Raw genomic sequence first — 25,405 nt, 5'->3', positions numbered from 1 at the left:
GCTCCGGCCGCGACGCGCTCGAGGCGTACGCCACCCAGTCCCTGCGGCTCATGCTCGACAAGCAGATGGCGGGCAGCATCGCCCCCCTCTACGCCGCCATGGGCGATCCCCTCGCCCCGAGCGAGGGCTTCTACCTCCAGTTCCGGGGCACCCAGTTCCTCCCCCGCCTCACCCTCGCGGATTCCGGCTCGCGCACTCCCGCCCAGCGGCACTACCAGGAGCTCGTCCGCGCCCTGGCGGAAGGAGCCCTGGCGGACCCCTGGCGCGAGCGGCTGGTGCGGCTGCGCGCCGTGGAAGTGGCGCTCGACCAGAAGAATCCCAACCGCGCCAACGTGCTCGCCGAGGAGCTGCTGCGCCACCACGCGGCCAATCCCCTCCCCCCGGTCCAGGAGTTCCCCTTCGTCCTCCTCCTGCTGGAGCGGCTCCAGCGGGGCGAGGCCACCCCGAGCCTCGTCCGCGCGCTCCTGCGCGAGGGGCTCCCGGAGGACTTCGGCGGGATCAACCGCTCCGCGGGCTTCCAGCGCGACCTCCTGCGCGAGCGCGGGAACTTCACCCAACGCGACTTCAACTTCCTGCTCGCTCGCATCGTGCGGATCAGCACCGCGCTCGGCGAGCCCTCCGACGACTTCGTGGCTCGCGCCCGCGAGCCCGGTGCCGGCCTTCTGGTGATGCCCGAGGGGCTCACCGGCCCCACCCTGCTCGGCGAGCGCTGGTACGTGGAGCCGAGAGAGGAGCTGGTACGCGGCATCGCCGTGGACCTCGACGCGCTCCTGCGCGACGTCGCCCGGGACATGCGCGAGCGCCGCCACTTCGATCAGGACGGACGGGTGCGGTTGAAGTCCACCGGCGCGGTGCAGCCCGTGGAGTTCCTGCGCCTGGAGGTGGTCGTCCCCCAGTGGCTCGCCGCCGAGACGGCCATCGAGCAGCGCTACGGGCTGAAGACGCTGCTGGTGGCCACCTGCGGCGCGCTCGCGGTGGCCATCGTGGTGATGGCGGTGGTGGCCCAGCACGGCCGCTACCGCTACGTCGAGCTCAAGAGCGACTTCGTGGCCACCGTCTCCCACGAGCTGCGCACCCCGCTGGCCTCCATCCGGCTGCTGGCCGAGACGCTGGAGCGCCGGCTCGCCCGGGCTCCCGAGATGGGCGACTACCCCGCGCGCATCATCCAGGCCGCCGACGGGCTCCACTTCCTCGTGGAGAACATCCTGTCCTTCAACCGCATCGACAAGGGCCGCTGGAAGCCGAAGCCCGCCCGCGTGCGGCTGGAGGAGCTCGTCGGAACGCTCCACGCCGATCTCGCGGACAACACCGCCGTCCCCGTCCGGCTCACCGCCGACGTGGGCGACGTGGAGCTGGAGGTGGATCCGTCCCTGCTCCGCCTGCTCCTGTCCAACCTCGCGCGCAACGCCTGCGCCTACAACCACCGCAACCCCGTGGAGCTCTCCCTGCGCGCCTACCCCCACGCGGGCCATGGCTGCGTGGTGCTCTTCGGGGACAACGGCATCGGCATCCCGGAGAGCGAGTGGGAGAACGTCTTCCGCGACTTCTACCGGCTCGACTCGCGGGGCACCGAGGTCCATGGCAGTGGCCTCGGGCTCGCGCTGTGCCGGAAGATCATGGCCCTCCACGGGGGCCACATCTCCATCGACGGCTCCGGCCCCCAGGGCACCACCTTCTCCCTGTTCTTCCCCGAAACCCGCCATGAACGTCCAGAGCAGCCCTCCTAGCACCCGTCCCTCCGTCCTCGTCGTCGAGGACGACGCGAACCTGCGGATCGGTCTCCGGGACAACCTCCAGGACGAGGGCTACGAGGTGGCCGTGGCCTCCCACGCCCGCGAGGCCGAACTCCTCCTGCGCGAGCGCACCTTCGATCTGCTCATCCTCGACGTCATGCTCCCCGGCGAGGACGGTTACTCCTTCTGCCGGAGGCTGCGCGCCAGCGGGGTGCGGACCCTGGTGCTGATGCTCACCGCGCGCTCGCTGGAGGACGACATCGTCCGCGGCTTCGAGGCGGGCGCCCAGGACTACCTCACCAAGCCCTACCGGCTGCGCGAGCTACTCGCCCGGGTGGGCGCCCTGGTACGCCGGTCCGGCGGTGCCCCGCCCCAGGTGATGAGCTTCTCCGGCTTCAGCCTGGACCTCGGCAAGCGCCTCCTCTCCCGGGCCGATGGGAGCGTCATCGACCTCACCCGCACCGAGTTCGACCTGCTCGCCTTCCTCCTGAAGCACCGCGACCGCGCCCTCCCGCGCGGGGAGATCCTCGACGCGGTGTGGGGCCGGGACGTCATCGTGGACCCGCGCACCGTGGACAACTTCGTCTCCAACCTGAAGAAGAAGCTCGGCTGGACGAGTGCCTCCTCCTTCACCTTCCACACCATCCGCGGGGTGGGGTACCGGATGGAGATCGAGCCCATGACGAAACCATGACGAAGAGATGGCCGACCCAAGGCCACCGCTCCCCCCGGACTCCGTAGGTTCAACGGTGTCAGCCAGGAGGGAGTCCGGATGTTCCAGTCAGTCATCAATCAGCCAGGATTGAGCGCAGGTCGGTTCGGAACCGGGGTGTGGGTTTCCTTGATGGTGCACGCGGGCGTCCTCACCGGCGTCATCGGCCTGTCGGGCAAGGCGGTGGAGCAGCTCACCCAGGAGCCCGATGTGACGATCTACCGCCAAATCCCCCAGCCGCCCAAGGGCAACCCGAATCAGCCCAAGGTGGTGCAGCAGACCCCTCCCGCCAGGCCCAAGCCGCCCAGGCGGGAGCTGGTGCAGCCCAAGCACATCCCGCCCCCGCCTCCGGACAAGACGGCGGAGCAGGTCGAGTCCCCGCCGCCCGACTCCACCCCGGAGACGGCCACCAATGACCTGCCCTACATCCCCGGCAGCCACCCGGACGGCCTCGAGACCGGCGGCGTCCCGGGCGCGAAGTACATCGCGGGCCTCGCGCTGGGCAACAGCCTCGCCGGGACGGGCGAGGACGTGCTCCCCTTCGGCTCCGGCATGACCCCGCCCGAGCTGCTCTCCGGTGCCACGCTCCAGTACACCCGCGAAGCCATGGAGGCCCGCGTCAGCGGCACCATCATCGCCCGGTGCATCATCACCCGCGAGGGCTCGGTCGAGAACTGCCGCGTCATCAAGGGCCTGCCCTACATGGACGCGGCGGTGGTCGAGGCCCTGACGAGCCGCCAGTACCGCCCGGTGCACTTCCAGGGCCGGGCCGTCAGCGTGTCCTATACCTTCAATGTGAACCTCCGGATGCCCTGAGGGCTCCGAGTCGGGTATGCCTCCCCTCCGGGCAACACCGCGTCCCTCCGGAGGGGTGATGAGTGCAGTGCGTCGGGTTGTGATGGTCGCCGTCCTCGCCTTGGCCGTGCTCCCCGCACCGGCCGAGGCCGGGCGGCGGCCCTTCATCTGGGTCTACGACACGGAGATCGTCCCGAAGGGGGACGTGGAGTTGGAGCAGTGGCTGTGGGCCAAGTCCCGGTCGCCGGGCGCGCCAGAGCAGCGCTCGCGCTACTGGATCTGGTGGGGCCCCGTGTTCGGGCTCACCCAGCAGCTCGAGCTGGCGGTGCCCTTCCAGGTGGTGGCCACCCGGGAGCGCACGCAGCTCGACTCCTTCGACGCGGACCTGCGCCTGCGCCTCAATCCCCGAGGAGATGACGGCCCCTGGCAGCCCCTGGTGCGGCTCGCCTGGCACCAGGCCATCCACACCTCGCAGCCCTCCCGCGTGGATGCCAACCTGGTGCAGTCCTTCCAGATGGAGAGCGGCCCGCGTCTGGTGCTCGACCTGGGCGTGCAGGCGGGCGTCCCCGCCTTCCGTGGACAGGAGGGGCCCCTGCAACTGCTGGGCACCTATGCGGCGGGCGCCTCCTTCCCGCTCTCCGAGGAGGGGGAGCTGCGCGCCTCGCTGGAGGCCTTCGGGGAGCTTCCCCTGGAGGGCCTGCCGTCGGCGCAGCACCACTTCGTGGGCGCCGACCTGGCCTGGACGTTCGGCCGCTCGTGGGTCACGCTCGGGGTGTTGGTGGGGCTCACCCCGCTCTTCCCCGAGACCCCCCGCTTCATGCCGAGGTTGATATGGGCCGTGGTGCTCTGATCCCGCTGTTGCTCCTCGTCGCTCCGCTCGCCTTCGCGCAGCAGGGCACCGTGCGTGGCGAGGTGCGCCTCACCGTGTCCGGAGCCGATGGCCGCCCCGTCGCGAAGACGGATCGCTCCGGCGTGGTGGTCTACCTCACCGGCTACACCGAGCCGCCGCCCGCCGCCGAGGTCAACATGGCCCAGCGGAACAAGGCCTTCCAGCCGTCGGTGGTGGCCGTGGTCGCCGGACAGAAGGTGCGCTTCTCCAACAACGACGTGGTGGTGCACAACGTCTTCTCGCGCTCGCGGGCCAGGAAGTTCGACGCGGGCAAGAACCGCCCCGGCGAGGACTACACGGAGACCTTCAAGAAGACGGGCCTCATCGACGTCTACTGCGACATCCACGAGCAGATGGTGGCCACGATCGTGGTGGTGCCCAACCGGGCCTTCGCCGTCACCGGGCCGGACGGGCGCTTCGTCCTCAAGGGTGTCCCGCCGGGCACCCATCCCATCTTCGCGGTCCACCGGCGAGATGGGCGCAGCGAGGTGACGCGCGGGGAGGTCACCGTGAAGCCCGGCCAGGAGACGACGGTGACGCTGGAGCTGGTCGAGACGAAGACCGACGAGGGCCACCTGGACAAGCACGGCCGCCCGTATACCCCCCGCTCCGATGCCTACTGAGGCCCGCGCTCACTTCTGGCAGTCGCTGTCCGCCCGGCTCGTGCTGGCCTTCATGCTGCTGGCGGGCATGGCGCTCGTCGTCGCCCTGGTGGCCACCCGGTACGCGGTGGAGGACGCCGCCGAGGAGAAGATCCGCAGCGACCTGACCCGTACGCTGGAGTCCTTCCAACAGCTCGCCCGGTCCACCCAGACGCGCATCCGCGATGTCGCCGAGGCGCACACGCGCGACCGGACGTTCATGGACGAGGCCCTCACCGCCAACTCCGACGACACCACCCTCGGTCTCGAGAAGGACGACGCCGAGCAGGAGGGCATCCAGAGCGCGCACGCGGTCATCCTCTCCGCGGACACCGAGGTCTTCGGGTGGAGCGAGCAGGGGGAGCGTATCTGGGCCCTCTTCAACGTGAACAAGCGGCTCGTGTTCACCCGGGGGGATGACGAGCAGGTGGGCGACACGGTGGACCTGCCGGTGCTGGACCAGGCCCTGCACCAGGGCTCCGCCTCCGCGCTCTGGTCCCCCGCGCAGCTGCGCGCGCTGCCCTTCACCTTCGTACCCAAGGAGCGCATCCGGGACACGGACCTGCTGCTCGTCTACGCCCACCGCGCCATCACCTTCCGCAAACGCGAGGAGGACGAAAAGCGGCGCCCTCAGTCCATTGACGAGGAGAGCGATGAGCGGCGGCGCCCCCGGCCCATTGGCGTGGTGCTGTCGGGCCGATGGGTGAGCGAGCTGCTGCTGGAGAACTCCGTGGAGCAGGGGCCCTCGGGAGCCGTCATGCGGGATGCACGGGCCCGCTTCGCCCTGCTCTCCGGAGATGGCGCCCTGGCCACCACCCTCCCCGCCTCCGCCTCCGTCCTCGGGGCCCCGACCTTCTCCGCCACGGAGCCCCGCAAGGTGCACATCGGCGAGGACCGCTACCTCGTGCGCGAGGACGTCTTCCAGGGCGTGGACGGCAAACCCATCGGCCGGGTGTTCGTGTTGAGGGATCTCGACGCGGAGATCGAACCCATCCTCGAGGGCTTCCGCGCCCGGCTGCTGCCCACCGCGGTGGGCGTGATGCTGCTGGCGCTCGCCCTGGCCGTGCTGCTGGCGCGCCACCTCTCCGCTCCCCTGGTGCAGCTGGAGGCCGCCACGCGGCGGGTGCGCCTGGGCTCGCTGGACGAGGAGGTGCCCGTCCGGGGCGCGGACGAGGTGGGCCGGCTCGCTGGCGCCTTCAACGAGATGGTCGCCGGCCTGCGGCAGAGGGATCAGATTCAAGGTCTCTTCAAGCGCTACCTCGCGCCGCAGGTGGTGGACGAGCTCATCCGCAACCCGGAGAAGGCGGCTCCTGGTGGCGAGCGCCGGGAGCTCTCCGTGCTCTTCATCGACCTGGTGGGCTTCACCTCGCTGAGCGAGGAGCTGAGTCCCGAGGAGATGGTGGGCCTGCTCAACGACTACTTCGAGCGCGCCACCGAGGTACTCGGCCTGCACGGCGCCACGCTCGACAAGTTCATCGGCGACGCCATCATGTGCTTCTGGAACGCCCCCCTGCCGCAGGAGGACCACGCGGCGCGGGCCTGCCTCACGGCGCTCGGCCTGCTGTCGGTGGTGGACGTGCTGGCCCCCGAGTTCCGGGCGCGGGGCGTGAAGCAATTGGACTGCCGGATCGGCGTCAACACCGGCCCCGGCGTGGTGGGCAACCTCGGCTCGCGCGCGGCCCAGGACTACACCGTCATCGGGGACACGGTGAACCTCGCCTCGCGCCTGGAGGGGGCGGCCAGGGTGTACGGCACCCGTACCCTCGTCTCCGAGGGAACGGTCGTGGCCGCCCGAGGCGCCGTGCTCGCCCGGGAGTTGGACCTGCTGCGCGTGAAGGGGCGGCAGCTTCCCGTGCGCGTCTATGAATTGGTGGACGTGGCCGGCGCCACGCCGCCCGCGCACCTGGCCCGGTTCGCCGAGGGCCTCGCGCTCTACCGCGCCCGCCGCTTCGCCGAGGCCCGGGAGGCCTTCCTCACCAGCCCGGAGGATCCGCCCTCGCGCGTCTTCGCCGCCCGCTGCGAGACCTGGATGACGCAGCCTCCACCCGAGGACTGGGACGGCGTCTTCTCGCTCGATACCAAGTAACGGGCCTGATCTCTTCTTTGTCCCCAAAGGACAGTAACTGACTCGTGCGGTGATTCAGATGCTCGGGGTGCCGCCGGACCGTGCCAGAGGGCCAGAGGAGAGTGCGTCACCCGAGGGGAGCACGGTGGGGGAAGGGCTCACCGTCACCGGGACGGACACGGTGCGATGGTTGCCCGTCTTATCCGTGGCCCGGATGTAGATGGCATGGTTGCCACCCGCCACGGACGCGGTCTCCCAGGAGCCCTTGTAGGTCTTCGAGGTCGGATCCAGCGACAGCGACTTCCAGGTCCCCGAGGTGGAGTCGAGCTGGTACACCACGCTGCGAACCCCCGAGCCCATCGGTCCATCATCCGCCTGGACCTCGAGCGCCATCCGTCCCTCGATCGCCGTGCCCGTGGTGGGCGTGACGACGGAGACCTTCGGTGCCGACGAGTACAGGCCCAGCAGGGCGGCCGTGAGGTGAGCCACCACGACCCCCACGGCGAGCACCGCCGGAAGATAAGAAGAGAGAGAAACCGACCCCAGCCTCCGATGCGTAATCAGCAGTCCCATTGTAAAGCGGGATAAAGCTAGAACCGTGCCGACGCGTGGAACCGGGCTCTCCCCTCTGAGGAAATGTTTTCCCAGGGTGTCCCAAGCGCTTCCAGTCCAGTACTTCTTTCCAAGTGTTGGATGGCGGTCGGAAAAAACGAAAGTCGCCTCGTTGTCCCAGGGGGTGGAAGACAGTAGAGGGGGCGAATGAATGCCCTCGTGAAGGGCGCGCTCGTGGTGGGCGCCCTGATCATCCTCGGGGCCGGGCTGTCCGCCGGCCTGCGCGAGCCTGCTGGAAAGGCCCAGGAGAAGCGGTCGCTGACCGTCGCCGCGGCCTCGGACCTGAAGTTCGCCCTGGACGAGCTGGTGAGGGGCTTCCGCGCGAGGAACCCGGGCGCCGAGGTCCAGGTGACCTACGGCTCATCGGGCAACTTCCTCGCGCAGCTCTCCAATGGCGCGCCCTTCGACGTCTTCCTCTCCGCGGACGTGGCCTACCCGCGCAAGCTGGCCGAGCAGGGCCTGGTGCTGGAGGATGACGTCTTCCTCTATGCCGTGGGCCGCCTCGTGGTGTGGGTGCCGAAGGACTCGCCGCTGGCGGTGGAGACGCTCGGGCTGAAGGCGCTGACGGAGCCCGCGGTGAAGCGCATCGCCATCGCCAACCCCCAGCACGCCCCCTACGGTCGCGCGGCCGAGTCCGCCCTGAAGAGCCAGGGGGTCCACGAGGCCGTGAAGGACAAGCTGGTGCTCGGGGAGAACATCGCGCAGACCGCGCAGTTCGTGGAGAGCGGCAACGCGGATGTGGGCATCATCGCCCTGGCGCTCGCGCTGGCCCCGGCGATGAAGAACCAGGGTCGCTATTGGGAGGTGCCGCTCGACGCCTACCCGCGCATGGAGCAGGGCGGTGCCATCCTGAAGCGGGCCCGGGACGTGGAGCTGGCGAAGCGCTTCCGGGACTACCTGCTCGGCGCCGAGGGCAAGGCGCTCCTCGAGCGCTACGGCTTCTTCCTTCCGACGGAGTGAGGCGTGGACTGGGCCGCCATCACCTTGAGTCTGCGGCTGTCCGGGTGGACGACGCTCATCCTCCTGGTCGTGGGCCTTCCCATCGCCTGGTGGCTGGCCAGCTCGCGCTGGCGGTGGAAGTTCCTCGTGGAGGCCGTGGTCTCGCTGCCGCTGGTGCTGCCCCCCACGGTGCTGGGCTTCTACCTGCTCCTGGTGCTCGGCCCGCGCAACCCCCTGGGGCGCGCCTTCGAGTCCCTCACCGGAAGCACCCTCCCCTTCAGCTTCGGGGGCCTGCTGGTGGCCTCGGTGCTCTACAGCCTGCCCTTCGCCGTGCAGCCCTTCACCGCCGCCCTCGCGGGCGTGGATCGCCGCCTCATCGAGGCCTCCTGGTGCCTGGGCGTCTCGCGCTTCCAGACGTTCCTGCGCGTGGTGCTGCCCCTGTCCGCCACCGGCATCCTCTCCGGCATGGTGCTCACCTTCGCGCACACGCTGGGCGAGTTCGGCGTGGTGCTCATGGTGGGTGGCAACCTGGAGGGCCGCACGCGCACCGCCTCCATCGCCATCTATGACTCCGTGCAGGCGCTGGACTACGCCTCGGCGGGCAGGACGGCGTTGCTGCTGCTCGTCTTCTCCTTCGTCGTGCTGGCCCTCACCTACGGGCTCCAGCGCAGGGTGTGGGCGCCATGGCCGACACGCTCCTAGTCGACATGGAGAAGCGCTTTCCCGGCGGCCCCACGGTGCGGGCGGCGTTGGAGCTGAGGGCCACGCCCGGCCGGGTCGCCGTGCTCTTCGGCCCCTCGGGGGCGGGCAAGACGACGGTGCTGCGGTGCCTCGCGGGGCTGGACCGGCCCGAGCGCGGGCGCATCCTCTTCCAGGGAGAGCCCTGGTACGACGGCGGGGCCCGGGTGTACCTGCCGCCCCAGCAGCGGCGCGTGGGCTACCTCTTCCAGGACTACGCCCTCTTCCCCCACCTCACCGCCGAGCAGAACGTCCAGTACGGCCTCGCCCACCTGCCGGCGGCCGAGCGGCGTGAGCGCTCGCGCTCCCTCTTCTCCCTGCTGCACCTGGAGGGGCTGGAGGGACGCAGGCCGCGCGAGCTCTCCGGCGGTCAGCAGCAGCGCGTGGCGCTGGCCCGGGCGCTCGCCATCCGCCCCCGGCTGCTGCTGCTGGACGAGCCCCTGTCCGCCTTGGATGCCCCCTCGCGCGAGCAGCTCCGGGGCGAGCTGCGGCGGCAACTCCGGGAGCTGGGCGTGCCCACGGTGGTGGTGACACACGACCGGCTGGAGGCGCTCGCGCTGGGGGACGACCTGGTGGCCATGGACGGGGGCCGGGTGTGTCAGGTGGGCCCGGTGGCCGACGTGTTCAACCACCCGGCGGAGCTCGCGGTGGCGCGGATGACGGGCATCGAGACGGTGCTGCCGGGCACGGTGGTGAGGCGCGAGGCGGGGCTGGCCACGGTGGCGGTGGGCCCGCACCAGCTCCTCGCCCTGGAGCCCCCGTCCAGGGGGGATGCGGTCTTCGTGTGCATCCGCGCGGAGGACGTCACCCTGGGCGCTCCCGAGTCCGCGCCCACCAGCGCGCGCAACCGGCTGCCCTGCACCGTGCAATCCCTCTCACCCGAGGGCGCCCTGGTGCGAGTGGTGCTCGACGCTGGCTTCCCCCTGGTGGCCCGGGTGACGCGCTTCTCCTGTGAAGAGTTCGGGCTCGCCGAGGGCCGGCCCGTCACCGCCTCCATCAAGGCTCCCTCGGTGCGGCTCGTGCCGCACCCGTGAGCCATTCCACTCTGGCCCCTCAAGAGGCAATGATCATCCCCAAGCTTCCTTTGTTGCTTATCCTGCTTCTCTCGGGATGTGCTACGCCGAGGACTATTACCGTTGTCGAGGGGGCGCTTGAGTCGAGAAACTTTCGGTTTGTCACCATCGTCTAACAACGTGGCGACGAGCCGGGCGGGTGGCGTGCGGCTTGTCTTCGCTTACCCATCAAGAGCGATATGGGAGAAAAAATCATCTGCGAAATGGGGGTTGATATGCCGATAAAGACCGAAGAGGAGGGATTGATTTCCCCTCCCCTCGCTCAGCGTATCGCCGCGAACTGCGCCAATACCGCGGCACAACTTGCCTTCGCTCCCACGACAATCGAAACACCCATGGGCCTCCTATGTGAAAACTTCAAGACTGCGTTCAATCTGACCCTAGCTGCCGCCATTGCTGGTTCTCGTGTCAAGACGGCATGCCATCCGAAGGCCGAATCCGCCAAGGCTGGGCGCTAACACCATGCCCCTCTCATCAGAAGGCCTCTTGGCAGTCGCGCGGAACTACTGGCGTTCCGACAAGGCTTACGACAGCAGCCCCGAGCACAGACGGCTCACTGACTTGTGGGACCAAGAACTCAAGAAGCTTGGTCAATGGTGGGCGCTCCTGGATGAACTCAAAAAGGAGCTTCCTGGTTTCACCCTTGGTAATGCGACCGCGACTCCCGATGCCTGCTTTCGTTGCGCGGCATACTCGGCTGTAGATAACCAGTCTGACGCACGCCGTTTTATTGTCGTTGGGTGTGTCAGCATCCTGGCCCCCGTCTACGCGGTCTATGGGGTGGAGTACGCAAGGGTCGACAACAGGCGCCACAATCCCAGGGCTTTTTTTGAACCGCTCCCCTCCGAAATGCGACACCCCGCCGATGTCATTTCCAGGAGGATTGAAGCCACGTTCAGGGTGGATGCGCTTCCTCGCGAAATTGTCGAGACCCGCATTCCTCTCTATGTCGAGCCGGTGGAACCGCCGAATACGACTCTTTTTCATGCGCTTTTCACCAGCGAGCCTGAGTCCTTGCCTTGACTGGTCACTCGATGTGCAGGGCCTCCACCGGGTCGACCCCGAGCGCCCCGAGGGTCGGCAGGTAGCGTAGGATTTCCTGGTGAGCCACTTCCCGCGACTGCTGGCGACCTGTCTCCTGCTCCTCCTCTCGGGGCCCGGCACCGCCCTGGCGGAGGGCGTCGAGGTGGACCACCGCGTGGAAGCCCGGGTGGAAGGAGACCACGGGCACTTCACGGTGTACCGGACCCTCCGCAACCCGGACCCTCGCTACGTCGAGCAGAGCCACTGGTTCCAGCTACCCCAGGGTGGCACGGTGCACGGCTTCGCCCTCCAGGCCCAGGGGCAGTGGACGGAGGGCCTCCTGCTCGCGGCTCCCGAGGCGGAGCGCCGGTACGAGGCCCTGCGCCGCAAGGGCACCGCCGCGCCGCGCACGCTCGCGAGTCTCTCGGGGTACGGAGAGGGGGTGGAGCTGAAGCTCTGGAACATGCCACCTCGGGGCTCGGTGACGGTGCGCTACGACGTCCGGAGCCGCCTCATGCATGCGCGGGGGCGGAGCTCCTTCACCTACCCCCTCCCCTTGAGCGAGCAGGATCCGAGGCCCACGCTCACCGTGGCACCGCCCTCCCCCGGTGAGGAGCTCCGCATCGAGCCAGGGGAATCCCCACGGGGACTGGACATTCTCGAGGCCTCCTGGAAGGCGGAGCCCCTCGACGGCATCGACGCGCGTGCCGGCCTCGCCCCCTGGGGCACCGGGACGTTGGGATTCCTCCAGGTACGGGCGGGGCGACTCTCCGAGGCCCCCGCGCGAGCACGCGTCGTCTTCGTGGTGGATGCCTCGCGCAGCGTGGCCGCCAGGGGCCTCACCCGCCAGCTCTCCATCGCCGCGGACTACCTCCAGTTGCTGCCCGATGCGGTGGTCGAGGTCGTGCTGTTCCGCCGCTCCGCCGAGCGCCTCTTCGGGCGCTTCATCCCCGCCTCCGAGTGGAAGGCCGCGCTGGCCGCAGTCCCCGCGGCGCGGCTCGAGACGGGCAATGGCTCGCACCTGGACGAGGGGCTGCGGCTCGCCCAGCAGGTGCTCTCGGAGGGCAGCGGGCCCGCGCGTATCCTCGCGCTCACGGATGGGCAGCTCCGCCGGGCCTTCGAGCCGGTCCCCCCCGCCCCCTCCACCTCGGCGCCCGAGACCGCCGTGCACCTGCTGTGGATCTCCAACCGCGGCAACTACGTCCCCCCACACGAGAAGCTCTCCGGACCCCTCGTGCGGGAGTCCTGCGGCTGGCGACTCCCGCCCCATGAGGAGAAGAACCTGGAGCCGCTCGTCCGGCCCGTGCGGTGGGAGCAGGTCCACGTCGAGGACGAACAGGGCACGCGGTTGAAGGAGCTGGGGGCACTCGGAGAGGGAGACGCGTTCCAGACGTGGCTGCCAAGCCCCGAGACGCCCCTGCGCCAACTGGTGCTGCGCGGCCTGCGCTGGGGGTGCCCCTCCTCTATACCGGTGGAGATAGCTCCCGCGCTCTCCGAGGACCTCGCCCGGACCGCCTACGCCTGGAACATCTCCAGGCGCTACGGGGACGAGTCACCCCCCTCGGAGGCGATCACCCTGCTCGCGAAGACCGGGAATTGGGTCTCCCCCGCTCGCTCCTTCCTGGCGGTACCCCCTGGCGCGGGGCCCTCGTCCGCCCGGACGCGGGCGCTGCCCGACGGGGTGTCAGGTGGCGTCGTCGGGGGTATCGTCGGTGGCACCATCCTCTGCCCGGTGGCGGGGCCGCGACAGCGGGCGGACTCTCCGAAATTCGGCGAGGAGCTGACGCGACTCCTCCAGCCGGCCCTCTCCGCCTGCCCGGGCCAGGGCACATCCCTCCAGGTCCAGGTGGAGACCACGGGGAACGAGGTCGTCGAGGTAGAGGTGAGGGGCGCGGCCTCCCAGACCCAGGCGGCCTGTGTGCGCGAGGCGGCCTGGGCGCTCACCCTCCCGCCGCTCTTCGACGACGGGTTCCCGGGGAGCTACACGGTGACGCTGTCTCCTTAGAGGCTCTTCTGGCGAGAGGCGGCCAGCTCGAGCGCCGCGGAGCGCAGATCCTCCAGATCCGCGGACGCGTCGAGGATGCAGGCCCCTTGGACCCGCGCCATGGCCGCGCGCAGCCTGGGGCTGGTGAAGGAGCTATAGAGGATGACGGGCACGTCCGGGTGGCTCGCGCTCAGCCGGGCCAGGGTCTCCAGACCGGCATCCCCCAGCATCCGCGCGTTGCAGATGATGAGCTCCGGCCGCTTGCCCTGCTCGGAGAGAAGCCCCGCGGAGAGCGCCTGGAGCGCTTCCCGAGCGTCGTCGACCACACCGACGTCGAAGTTCTCCTCGGTGAGCGCGTCGCTCATGAGCTGGCTGCGCTCTCTCAGATTCTCAATCAGCAGCACCTGGCCCTGGAAAACCACCGTGCGCCTCCGGGGAGCCGCCCGAAACATCGACTGCCCCGCCCTCGACCACTCCCTGGATTGAGTCAACACCGCGCTGGCTTCCATGACTGACGACCACCCCTTCCGGCTGGCCGAGGCTTCAAGCAGGAGCCGTGCCACTCCTGAGCCAACGACCAGTCCCGCCGATTGCGGGGAATAGTTAAGCCCGCCAGCGCAAGCTGACTAGTCCGTGTGGCGGGGAAAAACGCCACATGTGGCGTTCCGCGACAGTCCCCAGCCCTCCAGGGCTCCCTCGCCACCACGAATCGTCACAAACGCCCCGGGCCCCCTCTTTCCGATTGGGAGCTGCCACGGAGAGACACGGGATGCGGCGTTGGGTGCGGTCTGCGGCGGTAGGAGGGGTTCTGACTTGCCTGGGGGGCATGGGGGCCGGGGCCTCCCCAAAGACTGATTCGAGCGGGAAGGGCCCGCCGCCCGCCCTGGTGGTGGACGGCGGGGCCTCCCGCCCGGTCAAAGAGGAGCCCTTCCTCGGGGTCATCATTCCCCAGGACTCCGTGGACGTGAGCTCGCGCTTCGAGTCGCGGCTGCTCGAGGTCGACGTCGAGGTGGGCGAGCCCGTCCGCGAGGGGCAGGTGCTGGCACGGTTGGACACGCGCTCGTTGCGGCAGCAGCTCGCGGCGGCCCGGGCCAACCTCCAGGGCTCGCGCGCCGAGGAGCACGCCGCCACCCTCGCCCTCTCCGAGGCCCGCGAGAAGAAGGGCCGCTACTTCAGCCCGCGCGCGCTGGAGCTGGGCGTCTATTCCCAGGAGGAGCTGGCCAGGGTCCGCTACGAGGAGCGCACCGCCGCCGCCCGCCTCCAGTCGGCCCGGGCGCAGTCGTTGGAGCGGCAGGCCCAGGTGAACGAGCTCCAGGAGAACCTCGAGGACGCCACGCTCGTGGCGCCCTTCGATGGCGTGGTGGCCGCCCGGCTCATCAGCCCCGGCGCCCGCCTCGCGGCGGGACAGCCCGTCCTCCGGCTGCTCGGTACGGGCGACTGGAAGGTGCGCTTCGCCATCCCCGAGGAGGCCGCGCGCGAGCTCCAGCCGGGCTCGCCCCTGGAGGTCCACGCCCTCCAGCGCAACCTCACCTTCGCGGGCACCGTGGAGACCCTCGCGCCCGAGGTGGATGCCGCCGCGCGCCTCGTCTTCGCCACCGCCACCTTCGACCAGCCACCGCCGCCCGAGGTCGCCTCCGGCATGGTCGTCCACGTCCGCCCGGGGCCCACGCGGCAGCGCCTCGGGCAGGGACCGGGGGACTTCGCGCCCACGGGAGCAACGCCGTAGCCATGGAAGCCACCCAACGCAGCCGCATCTTCCGCGAGGAAGCCCTGCGCCACCACGAGGGCTCCCAGGAAACGGGAGACCTCCTCCGCATTTCCCCGAAATGGACCCGGTGGACGTACTGGGTGGTGCTCGCCCTGGTGGTCGCCGGGGGCCTCTACTCGGTGCTCGGCACCATCCCCGAATACGCCTCCGGCCCCGCGTTGGTGAAGGTCGAGGGCCGCGGCGAGCTCACCCCCAACACGCCGGGCATCGTCGCCTCGGTGGAGGTGAAGCCCGGTCAGCGCGTGGAGGCGGGGCAGCCCCTGGTGAGCTTCCTCTCCCAGGACGAGACGGCCACGCTGGAGCGTATCGAGCGGGAGTTCGAGCTTCAGCTCGTCCGCGTGCTCCAGAACCCCTCGGACGAGGCCGCGCGTCAGGCCCTCACCTCGCTGCGCGCCGAGCGCGAGCTGGCGCGGACGCGGCAACAGGCCCGCACGCTGCGAGCGCCCCACGCCGGCACCATCGGCACCCTGCGCGTGCGCGAGGGCCAGTACGTCAACCCAGGCGAGAGCGTGGTGTCCGTGGTGGGCGATGACGTGGACGTGATGTTGGTGGCCCTGCTGCCCGGCGACTACCGGCCGAGGCTCGCGCCGGGCAAGCCGCTGCGCGTGGAGCTGAAGGGCTTCACCCACGAGTACCAGACCTTCACCATCGAGTCGGTGGGGGATCAGATCCTCGGCCCGAGCGAGGTGCGCCGCTTCCTCGGGGCGGACAGCGCGGATGCCGTCCAGCTCACCGGCCCCATGGTGCTGGTACGGGCGCGCATCGAGGCGCCCACCTTCACGAGCAAGGGTCGGACCTTCCACTACTACGACGGGATGCTGGCCCATGCCGATGCCCGCGTGCGCTCGGAGCGCATCCTCGTCACCCTCATTCCGGGCCTGAAGGGAGCATTGGGCAATGAGGACTGAGGCCGCCCGGCGGCCGGGGCTCACCGAGCGGTTCCCCGCGTTCCGCAACCTCCACGTGAAGGGCGGCAAACGCCGCATTCCGCTGGTGCGCCAGCTCTCGGAGATCGAGTGCGGCGCCGCCTGCCTCGCCATGGTGCTCGGCTACCACGGCAAGCAGGTGCGCCTGGAGGAGGTCCGGCAGGCGATGGGCGCGGCGCGCGATGGGGTGTCGGCGCTCGACATCCTGCGCTCGGCGCGCACCTTCGGGTTGCGGGGGCGCGGCGTCTCCGTGGATGACGAGGCGCTGAGCTACCTGCCCCCCGGCACCATCCTCCACTGGCGGTTCACGCACTTCGTCGTCTTCGAGAAGCTGGGCCGGGATGGCGTCCACCTGCTCGATCCGGGGCACGGCCGGCGCACGGTGTCCCTGGAGCGCTTCCGCCAGTCCTTCACGGGTGTGGCGCTGCTGCTGGAGCCGGGCGAGAACTTCGAGACGGGCAAGGCGCGTCCCCGCAGCACCTCGCGCTATGCCCTGGAGGTATTGCGGCAGTCGCACACGCTCCGGCGCATCATCGTCATCTCGCTCGTGCTCCAGCTCTTCGCGCTGGCGGTGCCGGCACTGACGGGGCTCATCATCGACCGCGTGGTGCCCCGAGGGGACAAGCACCTGCTGATGGTGGTGGGCCTGGGCTTCATCTCGCTGGCGGGATTCCAACTCCTCACCTCGCTCATCCGCGGCCACCTGCTGCTGGAGCTGCGCACGCGCATGGACTCCAGCATGACGCTGGGCTTCCTGGAGCACCTGGTCGGCCTCTCCTACGCCTTCTTCCAGGTGCGTGCGGCGGGAGATCTGCTCCAGCGGCTCAACAGCAACGCCACCGTGCGGGAGATCCTCTCCTCCAGCACCCTCTCCGCCCTGCTCGACGGGGCCCTGGTCATCCTCTACCTGGTGCTGCTGCTCGTGGTGAGCCCGCCCATGGCGCTCATCGTCCTGGGGCTGAGCACGCTTCAAATCCTCATCCTCGTGCTCTCCACACGGCGCCAGCGCACGTTGATGTCGGAGAACCTGGAGGTGGAGGCCAGGAGCCAGAGCTACCAGATCGAGATGCTCACCGGCATCCAGACGCTGAAGGCTTTCGGCGTGGAGCACCAGGCGGTGCAGCGCTACTCGGAGAACTTCGTCAACGTGCTCAACGTGTCGCTCGAGCGGGGCCGGCTGTCCGCGTGGGTGGAATCACTCACCAGCACCCTGCGGCTGGTGGCCCCGCTGGTGCTGCTCACCTTCGGGGCCCTCCAGGTGCTCGCGGGAGAGATGACGCTGGGCACCATGCTGGGGCTCAACGCGCTCGCCGGGGCGCTGCTGGTGCCGCTGGCCAACCTGGTCACCACGGGCTCCCAGCTCCAGCTCCTGCGCAGCTACATCGAGCGCATCGACGACGTGCTGGACACCGCCCCCGAGCGCGACGCCTCCAAGCCCGGCCGCCCGGTGAAGTTGCTGGGGGGCATCGAGCTGGATCAGGTGTCCTTCCGCTACTCGGGCACCTCGCCGCTGGTGGTGCAGGACGTGTCGGTGCGCATCGAGCCCGGCCAGTCCGTGGCGATCGTCGGCCGCTCCGGCGCGGGGAAGACGACCCTGGCCAACCTCTTGCTCGGCCTGTACCTGCCCTCCTCCGGGCACGTCCTCTTCGACGGGCAGGATTTGAGGGAGTTGGATCTGCACTCGGTGCGCGGCCAGATGGGCGTGGTGTCACAGGAGCCCACGTTCTTCAGCTCGACCCTCCGCGGGAACATCTCCATCACCGACCCGACCTCGCCACTGGAGCCCGTCATCGAGGCGGCCCGGTTGGCTCAGCTCCATGAAGACATCCAGGCCATGCCCATGGGCTATGACACGCCGCTGGTGGACCGGGGCGCCTCGCTCTCGGGAGGGCAGAGGCAGCGGCTCGCACTGGCCCGGGCGCTGATGCGAAAACCGGCGGTGCTGCTGCTGGACGAGGCCACCAGCTCACTCGACGCCATCACCGAGAGACGAGTTCAGCAGGCGCTCGCCACGCTGCGCTGCACGCGCGTCATCATCGCCCACCGGCTGAGCACCGTGGTGGACGCGGACCTCATCCTGGTCATGGACAGGGGCCGACTGGTGGAGTCTGGCCGGCATCAGGAGTTGCTCCTGCGCGGCGGCATCTACTCGGAGTTGGTGCGTGCCCAGGTGCACATGGGCGGCCGGCTGGAGTGAGCAATCACAAATCACTCCACCGCACTCCACCCTGGCGAGCCGCGCGTCAGAGTGCTGCTCGGTTCCCCACCTGCTCTCGGACAGCGCCCATGCATGTCATTGCTCCTCTTTTTCCCTGGAAGAAGGCGACGTTCCTCCACGAGCGGGCCACCGCGAAGGGGGATAAAGCCTCTTCGAGCAACGGCCCTCCCCTCTCCGAGGCCGAGCGACGCGCGAATGCCTGGCGCCAGCTCATGTCCGGCGATGAGGCGACCCTCGACGAGCGGTTGAAGAGCGTCGGGCTCGATCGGGAGGCCTTCCTCCAGATCCTCGCCCGCGCGGGGGAGACGGAAGGTGGGACCGAGAACAGTGGCTCCTGGGTGCACCTCATCCAGCACGTCATCGAGCGGCGGCACGCGGGAGAGCCGCTGCCCGACTCGTTGCGAGCGCCCACCCGCCCGGGACAGCCCGGGCTGCCCTTCTCCGGCGTGCTCCACCCGTTCCTCCGGATCGCCGCCGCGAGGCTCCGGACGGTCGTGGCCGCGCTGAGGGCCCGCTACGGACTGGAGCAGGCCCTGCTGACACCCGAGGCCGAGGCCCAGCTTCTCGAGGGACTGGCCCGGCGGCTCCAGTTCCTGGCCATGCGCACCCTCATCCTCGAGCTCAACGTGGCCCGGATGCTCGAGCAACTCCCTGGCGAGACGGCCCAGGAGCGGTTCCACTCCTTCTCGACGACGCACTTCCAGGAGCCCCGGGCGCTCGTGTCGCTGCTGGAGGAGTACCCGGTGCTCGCCCGGCTCCTGGCCACCTCCACCGAGCGGTGGCTCACCGTGAGCCTGGAGTTCCTCGAGCGCCTCGCCGTGGATCGCGATGCCCTCGGCCGGGTGTTCCTCCAGGGCCAGGACATCGGCGTCCTGGCGGACGTACAGACCGGCGTCTCGGACCTGCACCGCGAGGGCCACGGCGTGGTGTTGCTGCGGTTCAGCTCCGGCCTGAGGCTCGTCTACAAGCCGAAGTCGCTCGCGGTGGACGTCCGCTTCCAACAACTCCTGCGGTGGCTGAACGAGCAGGGGCTCCGCCACCCCCACCGCGTGCTCACCGTGCTGGACCGGGGCGAGCATGGCTGGGTCGAGTTCGTGGAGACCGCGGGCTGTGACTCCCGCGAGGCCCTCCAGCGCTTCTACTGGCGACAGGGCAGCTCGCTGGCCCTGCTCCACCTGTTGGCGGCGGTGGACTTCCACCTGGAGAACCTCATCGCCTCGGGCGAGTACCCCGTCCTCGTGGACCTGGAGGCGCTCTTCCACCATCGCTCCATGCAGGACGCGGGAGACTCGGCCCTTCAGCGCGCCTGGGTCGCGCTCGACCAGTCCATCATCTCCGTGGGCATGCTGCCCATGCTCATCTTCGGCCGGGGGGGACGCGCGGGCATCGACATGAGCGGGCTGGGCGGAGAGGCCGGGCAGCTCTCGCCCCAGGCCGTGCCCATGGTGGAGGATGCGTTCCAGGACACCATGCGGCTGGTCCGCCGCCAGGGCCGCACGTCCGGCTCCAGCAACCGTCCCCAGCTCCGGGGCCAACCGGTGGACGCCACCGCCTTCACCGAGGACATCGTCCAAGGCTTCCAGGAGACGTACCAGCTCCTCCTGCCTCGCCGCGAGGTGCTCGCCGCCCGGCTCCAGGCCTTCGCCGACGTGGAGGTCCGCCACATCGTGCGCGCCACCCAGCGCTACGCGCTCCTCCTCCAGGAGAGCGTCCACCCCGACTTCCTGCGCGACGGCCTGGAGCGGGACAAGGTGCTGGACAACCTCTGGGCGGAGACCCCCTTCTGGCCCGAGCTGCGGCGACTCGTCCCCTCCGAGCACGCGGATCTGCGGCTCGGGGACATTCCCCTGTTCACCGCGCGCCCCGGCCAGCGCCACCTGTGGAGCAGCACCGGCGGGTGCATCCCCGACTACTTCCCCCGCGACAGTCTGGGTGAGGTGCGGGCTCGCCTCGCGCGGATGGATGAGAAGGATTGCGCCTGGCAGGTGTCGCTCATCCGCAAGTCCATGGTGTCCATCGACAAGCGCCAGGGCACCGAGCGTCCCGCCGCCCGCGCCGAGGCGCGCGTCTCCCTTCCACCCGCCACCCGCGAGGAGTGCCTCGCCGCCGCGGTGGCCATTGGCGAGGACCTCGCGGCCAAGGCCATCCGCGGGCGCTCGGACGTGTCCTGGATCGGCATGAGCCTGGAGGACCTGGGCCGTTGGCGCTGGAGCCTCGCCCCGCTGGGAACGGACCTCTACGAGGGCGTCGGCGGACTCGTGCTCTTCTTCGCGTACCTTGGCCGGGAGACCGGGCGCGCGGACTTCGAGGCGCTCGCCCGGGCGGGCCTGGAGACCGTCCGGAGCGTCTGGCGCGAGCCCGACCCGAACGACACCGGCGTGGGGGCGTTCGTCGGCCGGACCTCCGCCGCGTACGTGCTCGGCCACCTCTCCGTGCTGTGGAACGAGCCGGGCCTGATGGACGAGATCCTCGCCGGGCTCCCCGCGCTGGAGCAGCTCATCGACGCCGACACACGGTTGGATCTGCTCAGCGGTTCCGCGGGCTGCGCGCTGGTGATGCTCGGCCTCCATGCCCGGACGAGGGACGCGCGGCTGCTGGACGTGGCGAAGCGGTGCGGGGAGCGACTCCTCGCCACGGCCATGCCCTGCCCGGGGGGTGGCATGGGCTGGAAGGGCACGACGGCCCCCGTCCCCCTGGCGGGCTTCTCCCACGGGGCCGCGGGCATCGCATACGCGCTCCTGGAGCTGGCCTCCGCTACCCACGACCCGCGCTACCGGGAGCTCGCGGATCAGGCGCTCGCCTACGAGCGCTCGCTCTTCGCGCCGGAGCACGCCAACTGGCGCGATCTGCGTGAGTCCGAGGACCCGGAGGCCACGCGCTCCGGCTTCATGGTGAGCTGGTGCCATGGTGCTCCGGGCATCGCGCTCGGACGGCTGCGCTCGCTGCGACACCTGGGCGACGTGCGGATGCGCGCGGAGCTCGAGACGGCGCTCAACACGACCCTCCGCGAGGGCTTCGGTGGTGGCCACAGCCTCTGCCACGGAGACCTCGGCAACCTGGAACCACTGTACGTGGCGGGCGAGGTGCTCGGCGAGCCGCGGTGGATCCGCGCAGCCCTGGAGCGCGCGGCGCACGTCCTCCACCAGGGACGCGAGCGCGGCTGGCTCTGCGGGCTGCCCCGAGGCACCGAGACGCCCGGCCTGATGATGGGCCTGGCCGGCATTGGCTACGGCCTGCTGCGGCTCTCGGCGCCAGAGCGGGTGCCCTCCGTACTCACCCTCGAGCTGCCCTGAGTCAGGCGCCCGCCCCCACCGGCAACGCGAGCCTCTGGGGCCGGCGAGACCGCAGGACGATGCGGAGGAATGACAGCTTCCGGTGCAGCCGCCGCACCGGCTCCGTCAGCAGCCGGCGGCAGCCGTCGAGCCACCCGCGCCCCGCTCGCCTGCGCGGCCTCGGACGCTCCGTATCCACCAGCGACTCCATTGCCCGCCCCAGGCCGATCACCACCGCCGGCTGCAACCGCGTGCCGGCGTACTGGCAGAAGCGCTCCTGCCTCGGCGTCGACATGGACACCAGCACCAGGTGCGGCCGGGTCAGGGAGATGCGCTCCAGGAGCCTGTCCACCTCCGGGCCCGGCGCGTCCACGGACAGCTTCGGCGAGGTGGCCCCCACCGCGAGCACCCCGTACCTGTCCCGCAGGAACCCGGCGCTCCACTCCGCGACGCCCGGCTCCTCCGCCACCACGAAGATGCGCCAGGAGCGCTCGCGCGCACGCCTCGCCAGGGGCGGCACCCACTCCGCCCCCGCGAGTTCCTCTGGCAGGGATTGACCGATCCACCGGGCCGCCCGCACCAGCTCCGGGCCGCCCGCGAGCGACAGCGCCGCCGTGGCGAAGGCCTCTCGCAAGCCCGTGTCCTCTTCCGCCAGCACCACCTGGGCCACGCCCGGCGCGAGGACGTGTCCACCCAGGCCGCTCACCACGAGCGCCTCGATGGACCCCAACACCTCGGGCAACCGGACCCGTTCCAGCGGCACGTGACCGAGGTGCACACACGGGAAGACCCGCCCCGCCCGTGACGACTCCCGCCCGACCCCCTCCGACGACATCTCCCCTCCTCCTGGCTCCCTCGATGGGCAGAGAGGGTGGTGTCGAGCACCACGATCCGCCAGGGGAGGAGGGACGCTTTTCTCGTCGGCTTAGAGATCCGGCGGTGGCCGGACACCCAGGTGGCAGGCCCGGAGCGCCAACTGCGTCCGGTTCTCGGCCCCCAGCTTCCGGTAGAGCTGGGTCACGTGCGACTTCACCGTCCGCTCGGCGATCTGAAGGTGTGCGGCGATCTTCAGGTTGTCGGCGCCGCCGGCCACGTAGGCCAGGACCTCGCGCTCCCGCTGGGTGAGCGTGAGCAACACGCTCGCCGTGGCGGAAGGCACCGGCGGGTGCTCGAAGTCGTTGCGCAACAGCTGCACCGGGAAGAGCTTCTCCCCGCGCACCAGCGCATTGACCGCCGTGCACACCGCGTTGGTCGTGAGGTTCTGCCGGAAGAGGTAGCCCGAGGCCCCCTCCTCGAAGCAGTGCGAGATGAAGTCTGGCGCGTGTGCCGAGGACAACACCAGCATCCGCACCTCCAGGCGGCGCTTGCGTGCCTCACGCAACAGGTTCAGACCCTCCGAGGCCGAGCAACCCATGTCGGAGTCGCCCTCCGGTTCCAGGTCGAGAATCGCCACCTGAGGCGGATCCGTCCCGATGCCGTCGAGGAGTGTCCGCACGTCGCGGGTCACCCACAGGACTTGGAGTCCTTCACCCCGTAGCCCATCGGCCAGGCTCTGCCAGGCCGCCCACGGTCCTTCCAACAATCCCACTCTGACATCTGCTTGATTCGTTGCCATGCGAGGGCCCCCCAGCCGTCATGGCGCACTTCCGCCTCATGTACGACATACGGGTTGGTCTCAGTGACGCCTTGCGGCACCAGATGTGGGTCGGGCGCGTATAGCCGCAAGTCTGATGGCCCTGAAAACCAACCCCTTCCTCTACCAATCAACGCTTCTACTGCCCTACAACCGCGCCTCCGACCGCTAGTGGAAAGAGTTGACCCAACCACGCCACCGAGTCACCCACCGTGTAACCGGGGCTGCCCACGAATGACCATCGGACGTCTCGAAGTCCAGTCCTGAGGGGCTCCAATTTGCCGTTGAGTGTGCATGGCTCGACCTGGATTCCCCAGAATCTGTTCGCTGGTGGGCGCTTGAATGGCCTGCGGGCCATTGGCCTCCGGGACAGATTGCGACGTTCAGGGGTGCCTTGTGCACGCCCATCCCTGCTCTACCGTGAGGGTGGGGCCACACTCCGGGTGGGTGTGACCCGAACACCAGAAGGAGGAATGGGTCATGGCTGATCTTCCAGTACGTCGAGGAAGCGGCTCGTCGGTGGGCCGGTGGAATCGGGGATTCGATCCTTTTGAGCGGATGCGGGAGTTGATGGGGTTCGATCCCCTCGAGCAGATGGGCCGCATGGTGGGCGGCCAGGAGCAGGTCTCGGGCTTCATCCCAGCGTTCGAGGTGAAGGAGGTGAAGGACGCCTACATCTTCAAGGCGGACCTGCCGGGCGTGAAGGAGAGCGACCTGGACATCACCCTCACGGGGGACCGGCTCACCATCAGCGGCAAGCGGGAGACGGAGAAGGAGGAGGACTCGGACCGCTTCTACGCCTACGAGCGGAGCTACGGTTCGTTCACCCGCTCGTTCACGCTCCCCGAGGGCGTGGACGCGGAGCACTGCTCCGCGGACCTGAAGGAAGGCGTGCTCCACCTGCGACTGCCCAAGGTGCCCGAGGTGCAGCCCAAGCGCATCCAGGTGGGCGGCACCGACAGCTCCAAGCAGGGCAAGGTGAAGGCCTGAGAGACGGTGGGAGCTGGAGCCCTCCAGCTCCCCTTGTCCTCGAGGCCCTCAGCTGGCCCGCTGCCACAGGTCGCGCAGGTCCGTGGGAAGCTGGCCGATGACGTCCTCGATCTCCCCCTCGGAGACCTGGTCTCGCAGGGCGGAGAAGACGGCGCGGATGCGCTTCTCGGCCTGGAAGATGTCCAGCTCCAGGTCCTCCGAGACCATGCGGATGAAGTCGTACCGGCCGAACTTGTTGGCCGGATTGCCGATGTGCCGCTCGCACCGCCAGAGCAGATTCCTCAGCTTGCTGGGAAGCTGGGCTTCCAGATGCGCGGCCTCCTCGCCGAAGAGCCGCTGCTCCAGCACGCACAGCACCGAGACCGCGGCCTTCTCCGCCTCCTCCTCGTTCATCGAGCCGATGACGCGGAGGTTGTGCAGGAAGGCCTTGAAGGTCTGGTTGCGCCGCGTCTCGCCGCGCTGCTCCCGATGCACCTGTCCCTCGCTCCAATTGTTGTTCGCCATGAGTACCCCCCGTGGAGGTTGAGTCTCTCCACCGTTGTCCCCCTCACGTTGACCATGCCCGCACGGCCCTGCCAGAAGGGCGGCTCGCCCTCCCTTCCAGGCACAATCCGGGTAGTCTCCCGAACGAAATGGATTCCGCCGCCCCAAGCCTCGACGTCGCCACGCCCGAGCGGGTAGCCCTCTCGCTGCCCGTGGCCGGCATCGGCTACCGCTGCCTCGCCTATCTGATCGACGTCACCCTGCTGTTCCTCTTCTGGATGGTGGCCTACTTCACCTTCACCCTGCTGGTGAGTGACGTGCTGGGCTTCCTCCAGGGGCTGTCCGGCCTCGTGCAGACGCTGCTGGTGGTGGGGATGTTCGCCACCCAGTGGATGTACTGGACGCTGGCCGAGGTATTCATGGGAGGCCAGACACCTGGCAAGCGCCTCATTGGCATCCGGGTGGTACGGGTGGACGGCTCGCCCGTGGGCCTGCTGGAGAGCGCGGTGCGCAACCTGGTGCGCGTGGTGGACTTCCTGCCCGCCCTGTACGCCACCGGCTGTCTGAGCATGCTGCTGACGCGCCAGCACCGGCGGCTCGGAGACCTCCTGGCGGGCACCCTGCTGGTGCGCGAGGAGCGCTTCGACCTGGACAAGTACACGGCGCCCGCCACCGGGGCCTCGACCGTGTCCGCCACCTCTGGCCCGGTGCGGCTCACCCCGGAGGACGTGGAGCTCGTACTCGCATTCCTCACGAGGGCACCCCAGCTCGAACTGGCGGCACGCGTCCGCCTGGGGGCGAAGCTGGTGGACCGGTATGGAGGCCTCGGGGAGAGCGAGCGCGCCGCCGTGCTGACCTCGCCCCAGGCCACCGAGTCCTTCCTGAGGGCCCGCGTCCAGGCGGAGCGCTGA

Annotated in this window: 23 protein-coding genes; 18 read left to right on the top strand and 5 right to left on the bottom strand. The window is 69.7% G+C overall.

The features are described 5' to 3' along the window. From VF794_RS02920 to VF794_RS02895, 6 genes are all read left to right on the top strand, one after another. On the top strand, positions 1-1,727 hold a 1,727-nt coding region (locus VF794_RS02920), incomplete at its 5' end, for a HAMP domain-containing sensor histidine kinase (protein WP_331107484.1). After that, positions 1,702-2,427 (top strand): response regulator transcription factor, encoded by a 726-nt coding sequence (locus VF794_RS02915; protein ID WP_331107482.1) that lies wholly within the window; start codon positions 1,702-1,704, stop codon positions 2,425-2,427. The genes VF794_RS02920 and VF794_RS02915, both read left to right, overlap by 26 nt. A 150-nt stretch (positions 2,428-2,577) precedes the next feature. Beyond that, a complete protein-coding gene (locus tag VF794_RS02910) occupies positions 2,578-3,261 on the top strand; it encodes a TonB family protein (protein ID WP_331107486.1) in 684 nt (227 codons plus the stop codon). 58 nt (positions 3,262-3,319) lie between these two features. Next, a complete protein-coding gene (locus tag VF794_RS02905; RefSeq protein ID WP_331107480.1) occupies positions 3,320-4,090 on the top strand; it encodes a hypothetical protein in 771 nt (256 codons plus the stop codon). Further along, complete coding sequence (locus VF794_RS02900) at positions 4,072-4,752, top strand: carboxypeptidase regulatory-like domain-containing protein (RefSeq protein WP_331107478.1); 681 nt, start codon at positions 4,072-4,074, stop codon at positions 4,750-4,752. Before VF794_RS02905 ends, VF794_RS02900 begins: the two co-directional genes overlap by 19 nt. Then, a complete protein-coding gene (locus VF794_RS02895; protein ID WP_331107475.1) occupies positions 4,742-6,856 on the top strand; it encodes an adenylate/guanylate cyclase domain-containing protein in 2,115 nt (704 codons plus the stop codon). Before VF794_RS02900 ends, VF794_RS02895 begins: the two co-directional genes overlap by 11 nt. 54 nt (positions 6,857-6,910) lie before the next feature. On the opposite strand, the gene VF794_RS02890 is transcribed toward VF794_RS02895, so the two are convergent. Further along, positions 6,911-7,324, bottom strand: a complete 414-nt coding sequence (locus tag VF794_RS02890) for an Ig-like domain-containing protein (protein WP_331107473.1) — start codon at positions 7,322-7,324, stop codon at positions 6,911-6,913. Positions 7,325-7,594: 270 nt separating this feature from the next. On the opposite strand from VF794_RS02890, the gene modA reads away from it, so the two are divergent. From modA to VF794_RS02860, 6 genes are all read left to right on the top strand, one after another. Next, complete coding sequence (gene modA, locus VF794_RS02885) at positions 7,595-8,407, top strand: molybdate ABC transporter substrate-binding protein (RefSeq protein ID WP_331107471.1); 813 nt, start codon at positions 7,595-7,597, stop codon at positions 8,405-8,407. A 3-nt stretch (positions 8,408-8,410) separates the two neighbouring features. Beyond that, entirely contained in the window at positions 8,411-9,088 is a 678-nt protein-coding gene (gene modB, locus VF794_RS02880) for a molybdate ABC transporter permease subunit (RefSeq protein ID WP_331107469.1), read from the top strand. After that, on the top strand, positions 9,070-10,158 hold the full coding sequence (locus VF794_RS02875; protein ID WP_331107467.1) for an ABC transporter ATP-binding protein: 1,089 nt from the start codon (positions 9,070-9,072) through the stop codon (positions 10,156-10,158). Before modB ends, VF794_RS02875 begins: the two co-directional genes overlap by 19 nt. Positions 10,159-10,376: 218 nt before the next feature. Continuing rightward, entirely contained in the window at positions 10,377-10,655 is a 279-nt protein-coding gene (locus VF794_RS02870) for a hypothetical protein (RefSeq protein ID WP_331107465.1), read from the top strand. A 28-nt stretch (positions 10,656-10,683) separates the two neighbouring features. Beyond that, entirely contained in the window at positions 10,684-11,220 is a 537-nt protein-coding gene (locus VF794_RS02865; RefSeq protein ID WP_331107463.1) for a hypothetical protein, read from the top strand. A gap of 79 nt (positions 11,221-11,299) precedes the next feature. Beyond that, positions 11,300-13,225 carry a VWA domain-containing protein gene (locus VF794_RS02860; RefSeq protein ID WP_331107461.1) on the top strand — a complete coding sequence of 642 codons (1,926 nt, stop codon included), beginning with the start codon at positions 11,300-11,302 and terminating at the stop codon, positions 13,223-13,225. Here VF794_RS02860 and VF794_RS02855 read toward each other — a convergent pair. Further along, a complete protein-coding gene (locus VF794_RS02855; RefSeq protein ID WP_331107459.1) occupies positions 13,222-13,656 on the bottom strand; it encodes a response regulator in 435 nt (144 codons plus the stop codon). The two genes, VF794_RS02860 and VF794_RS02855, sit on opposite strands and share 4 nt — an antisense overlap. A 317-nt stretch (positions 13,657-13,973) precedes the next feature. Here VF794_RS02855 and VF794_RS02850 point away from each other — a divergent pair, with 317 nt between their 5' ends. From VF794_RS02850 to VF794_RS02835, 4 genes are all read left to right on the top strand, one after another. Continuing rightward, a complete protein-coding gene (locus VF794_RS02850) occupies positions 13,974-14,930 on the top strand; it encodes an efflux RND transporter periplasmic adaptor subunit (protein ID WP_331107458.1) in 957 nt (318 codons plus the stop codon). A gap of 2 nt (positions 14,931-14,932) precedes the next feature. Further along, complete coding sequence (locus VF794_RS02845) at positions 14,933-15,880, top strand: HlyD family efflux transporter periplasmic adaptor subunit (RefSeq protein ID WP_331107456.1); 948 nt, start codon at positions 14,933-14,935, stop codon at positions 15,878-15,880. Next, on the top strand, positions 15,870-18,095 hold the full coding sequence (locus VF794_RS02840; protein WP_331107454.1) for a peptidase domain-containing ABC transporter: 2,226 nt from the start codon (positions 15,870-15,872) through the stop codon (positions 18,093-18,095). Before VF794_RS02845 ends, VF794_RS02840 begins: the two co-directional genes overlap by 11 nt. An 89-nt stretch (positions 18,096-18,184) precedes the next feature. Beyond that, a complete protein-coding gene (locus VF794_RS02835) occupies positions 18,185-21,409 on the top strand; it encodes a type 2 lanthipeptide synthetase LanM family protein (RefSeq protein WP_331107452.1) in 3,225 nt (1,074 codons plus the stop codon). A 1-nt stretch (position 21,410) separates the two neighbouring features. Here the strand turns inward: VF794_RS02835 and VF794_RS02830 are convergent, their stop codons facing one another. Together VF794_RS02830 and VF794_RS02825 are read right to left on the bottom strand one after the other, a co-directional pair. Next, positions 21,411-22,223: a WecB/TagA/CpsF family glycosyltransferase gene (locus tag VF794_RS02830; RefSeq protein WP_331107450.1), complete on the bottom strand. Its 813-nt coding sequence runs from the start codon at positions 22,221-22,223 to the stop codon at positions 21,411-21,413. A 90-nt stretch (positions 22,224-22,313) separates the two neighbouring features. Continuing rightward, positions 22,314-23,003, bottom strand: coding sequence for a response regulator transcription factor (locus tag VF794_RS02825; RefSeq protein ID WP_331107448.1), 690 nt, complete (start codon positions 23,001-23,003; stop codon positions 22,314-22,316). A 498-nt stretch (positions 23,004-23,501) separates the two neighbouring features. On the opposite strand from VF794_RS02825, the gene VF794_RS02820 reads away from it, so the two are divergent. Further along, a complete protein-coding gene (locus VF794_RS02820) occupies positions 23,502-24,011 on the top strand; it encodes an Hsp20/alpha crystallin family protein (RefSeq protein WP_331107446.1) in 510 nt (169 codons plus the stop codon). 48 nt (positions 24,012-24,059) lie between these two features. Here VF794_RS02820 and VF794_RS02815 read toward each other — a convergent pair whose 3' ends face one another. After that, a complete protein-coding gene (locus VF794_RS02815) occupies positions 24,060-24,515 on the bottom strand; it encodes a DUF2267 domain-containing protein (protein WP_331107444.1) in 456 nt (151 codons plus the stop codon). A gap of 128 nt (positions 24,516-24,643) precedes the next feature. Between VF794_RS02815 and VF794_RS02810 the strand changes: the two genes are divergently transcribed. Beyond that, the gene (locus VF794_RS02810) at positions 24,644-25,405 is read left to right on the top strand and encodes an RDD family protein (RefSeq protein ID WP_331107442.1); all 762 of its coding nucleotides are present in this window, start codon (positions 24,644-24,646) and stop codon (positions 25,403-25,405) included.

Origin of the sequence: Archangium sp., from assembly GCF_036389735.1 — a bacterium.
Taxonomy (GTDB): Bacteria; Myxococcota; Myxococcia; order Myxococcales; family Myxococcaceae; genus Archangium.
This window is presented reverse-complemented; position numbering and strand designations above follow the sequence as displayed.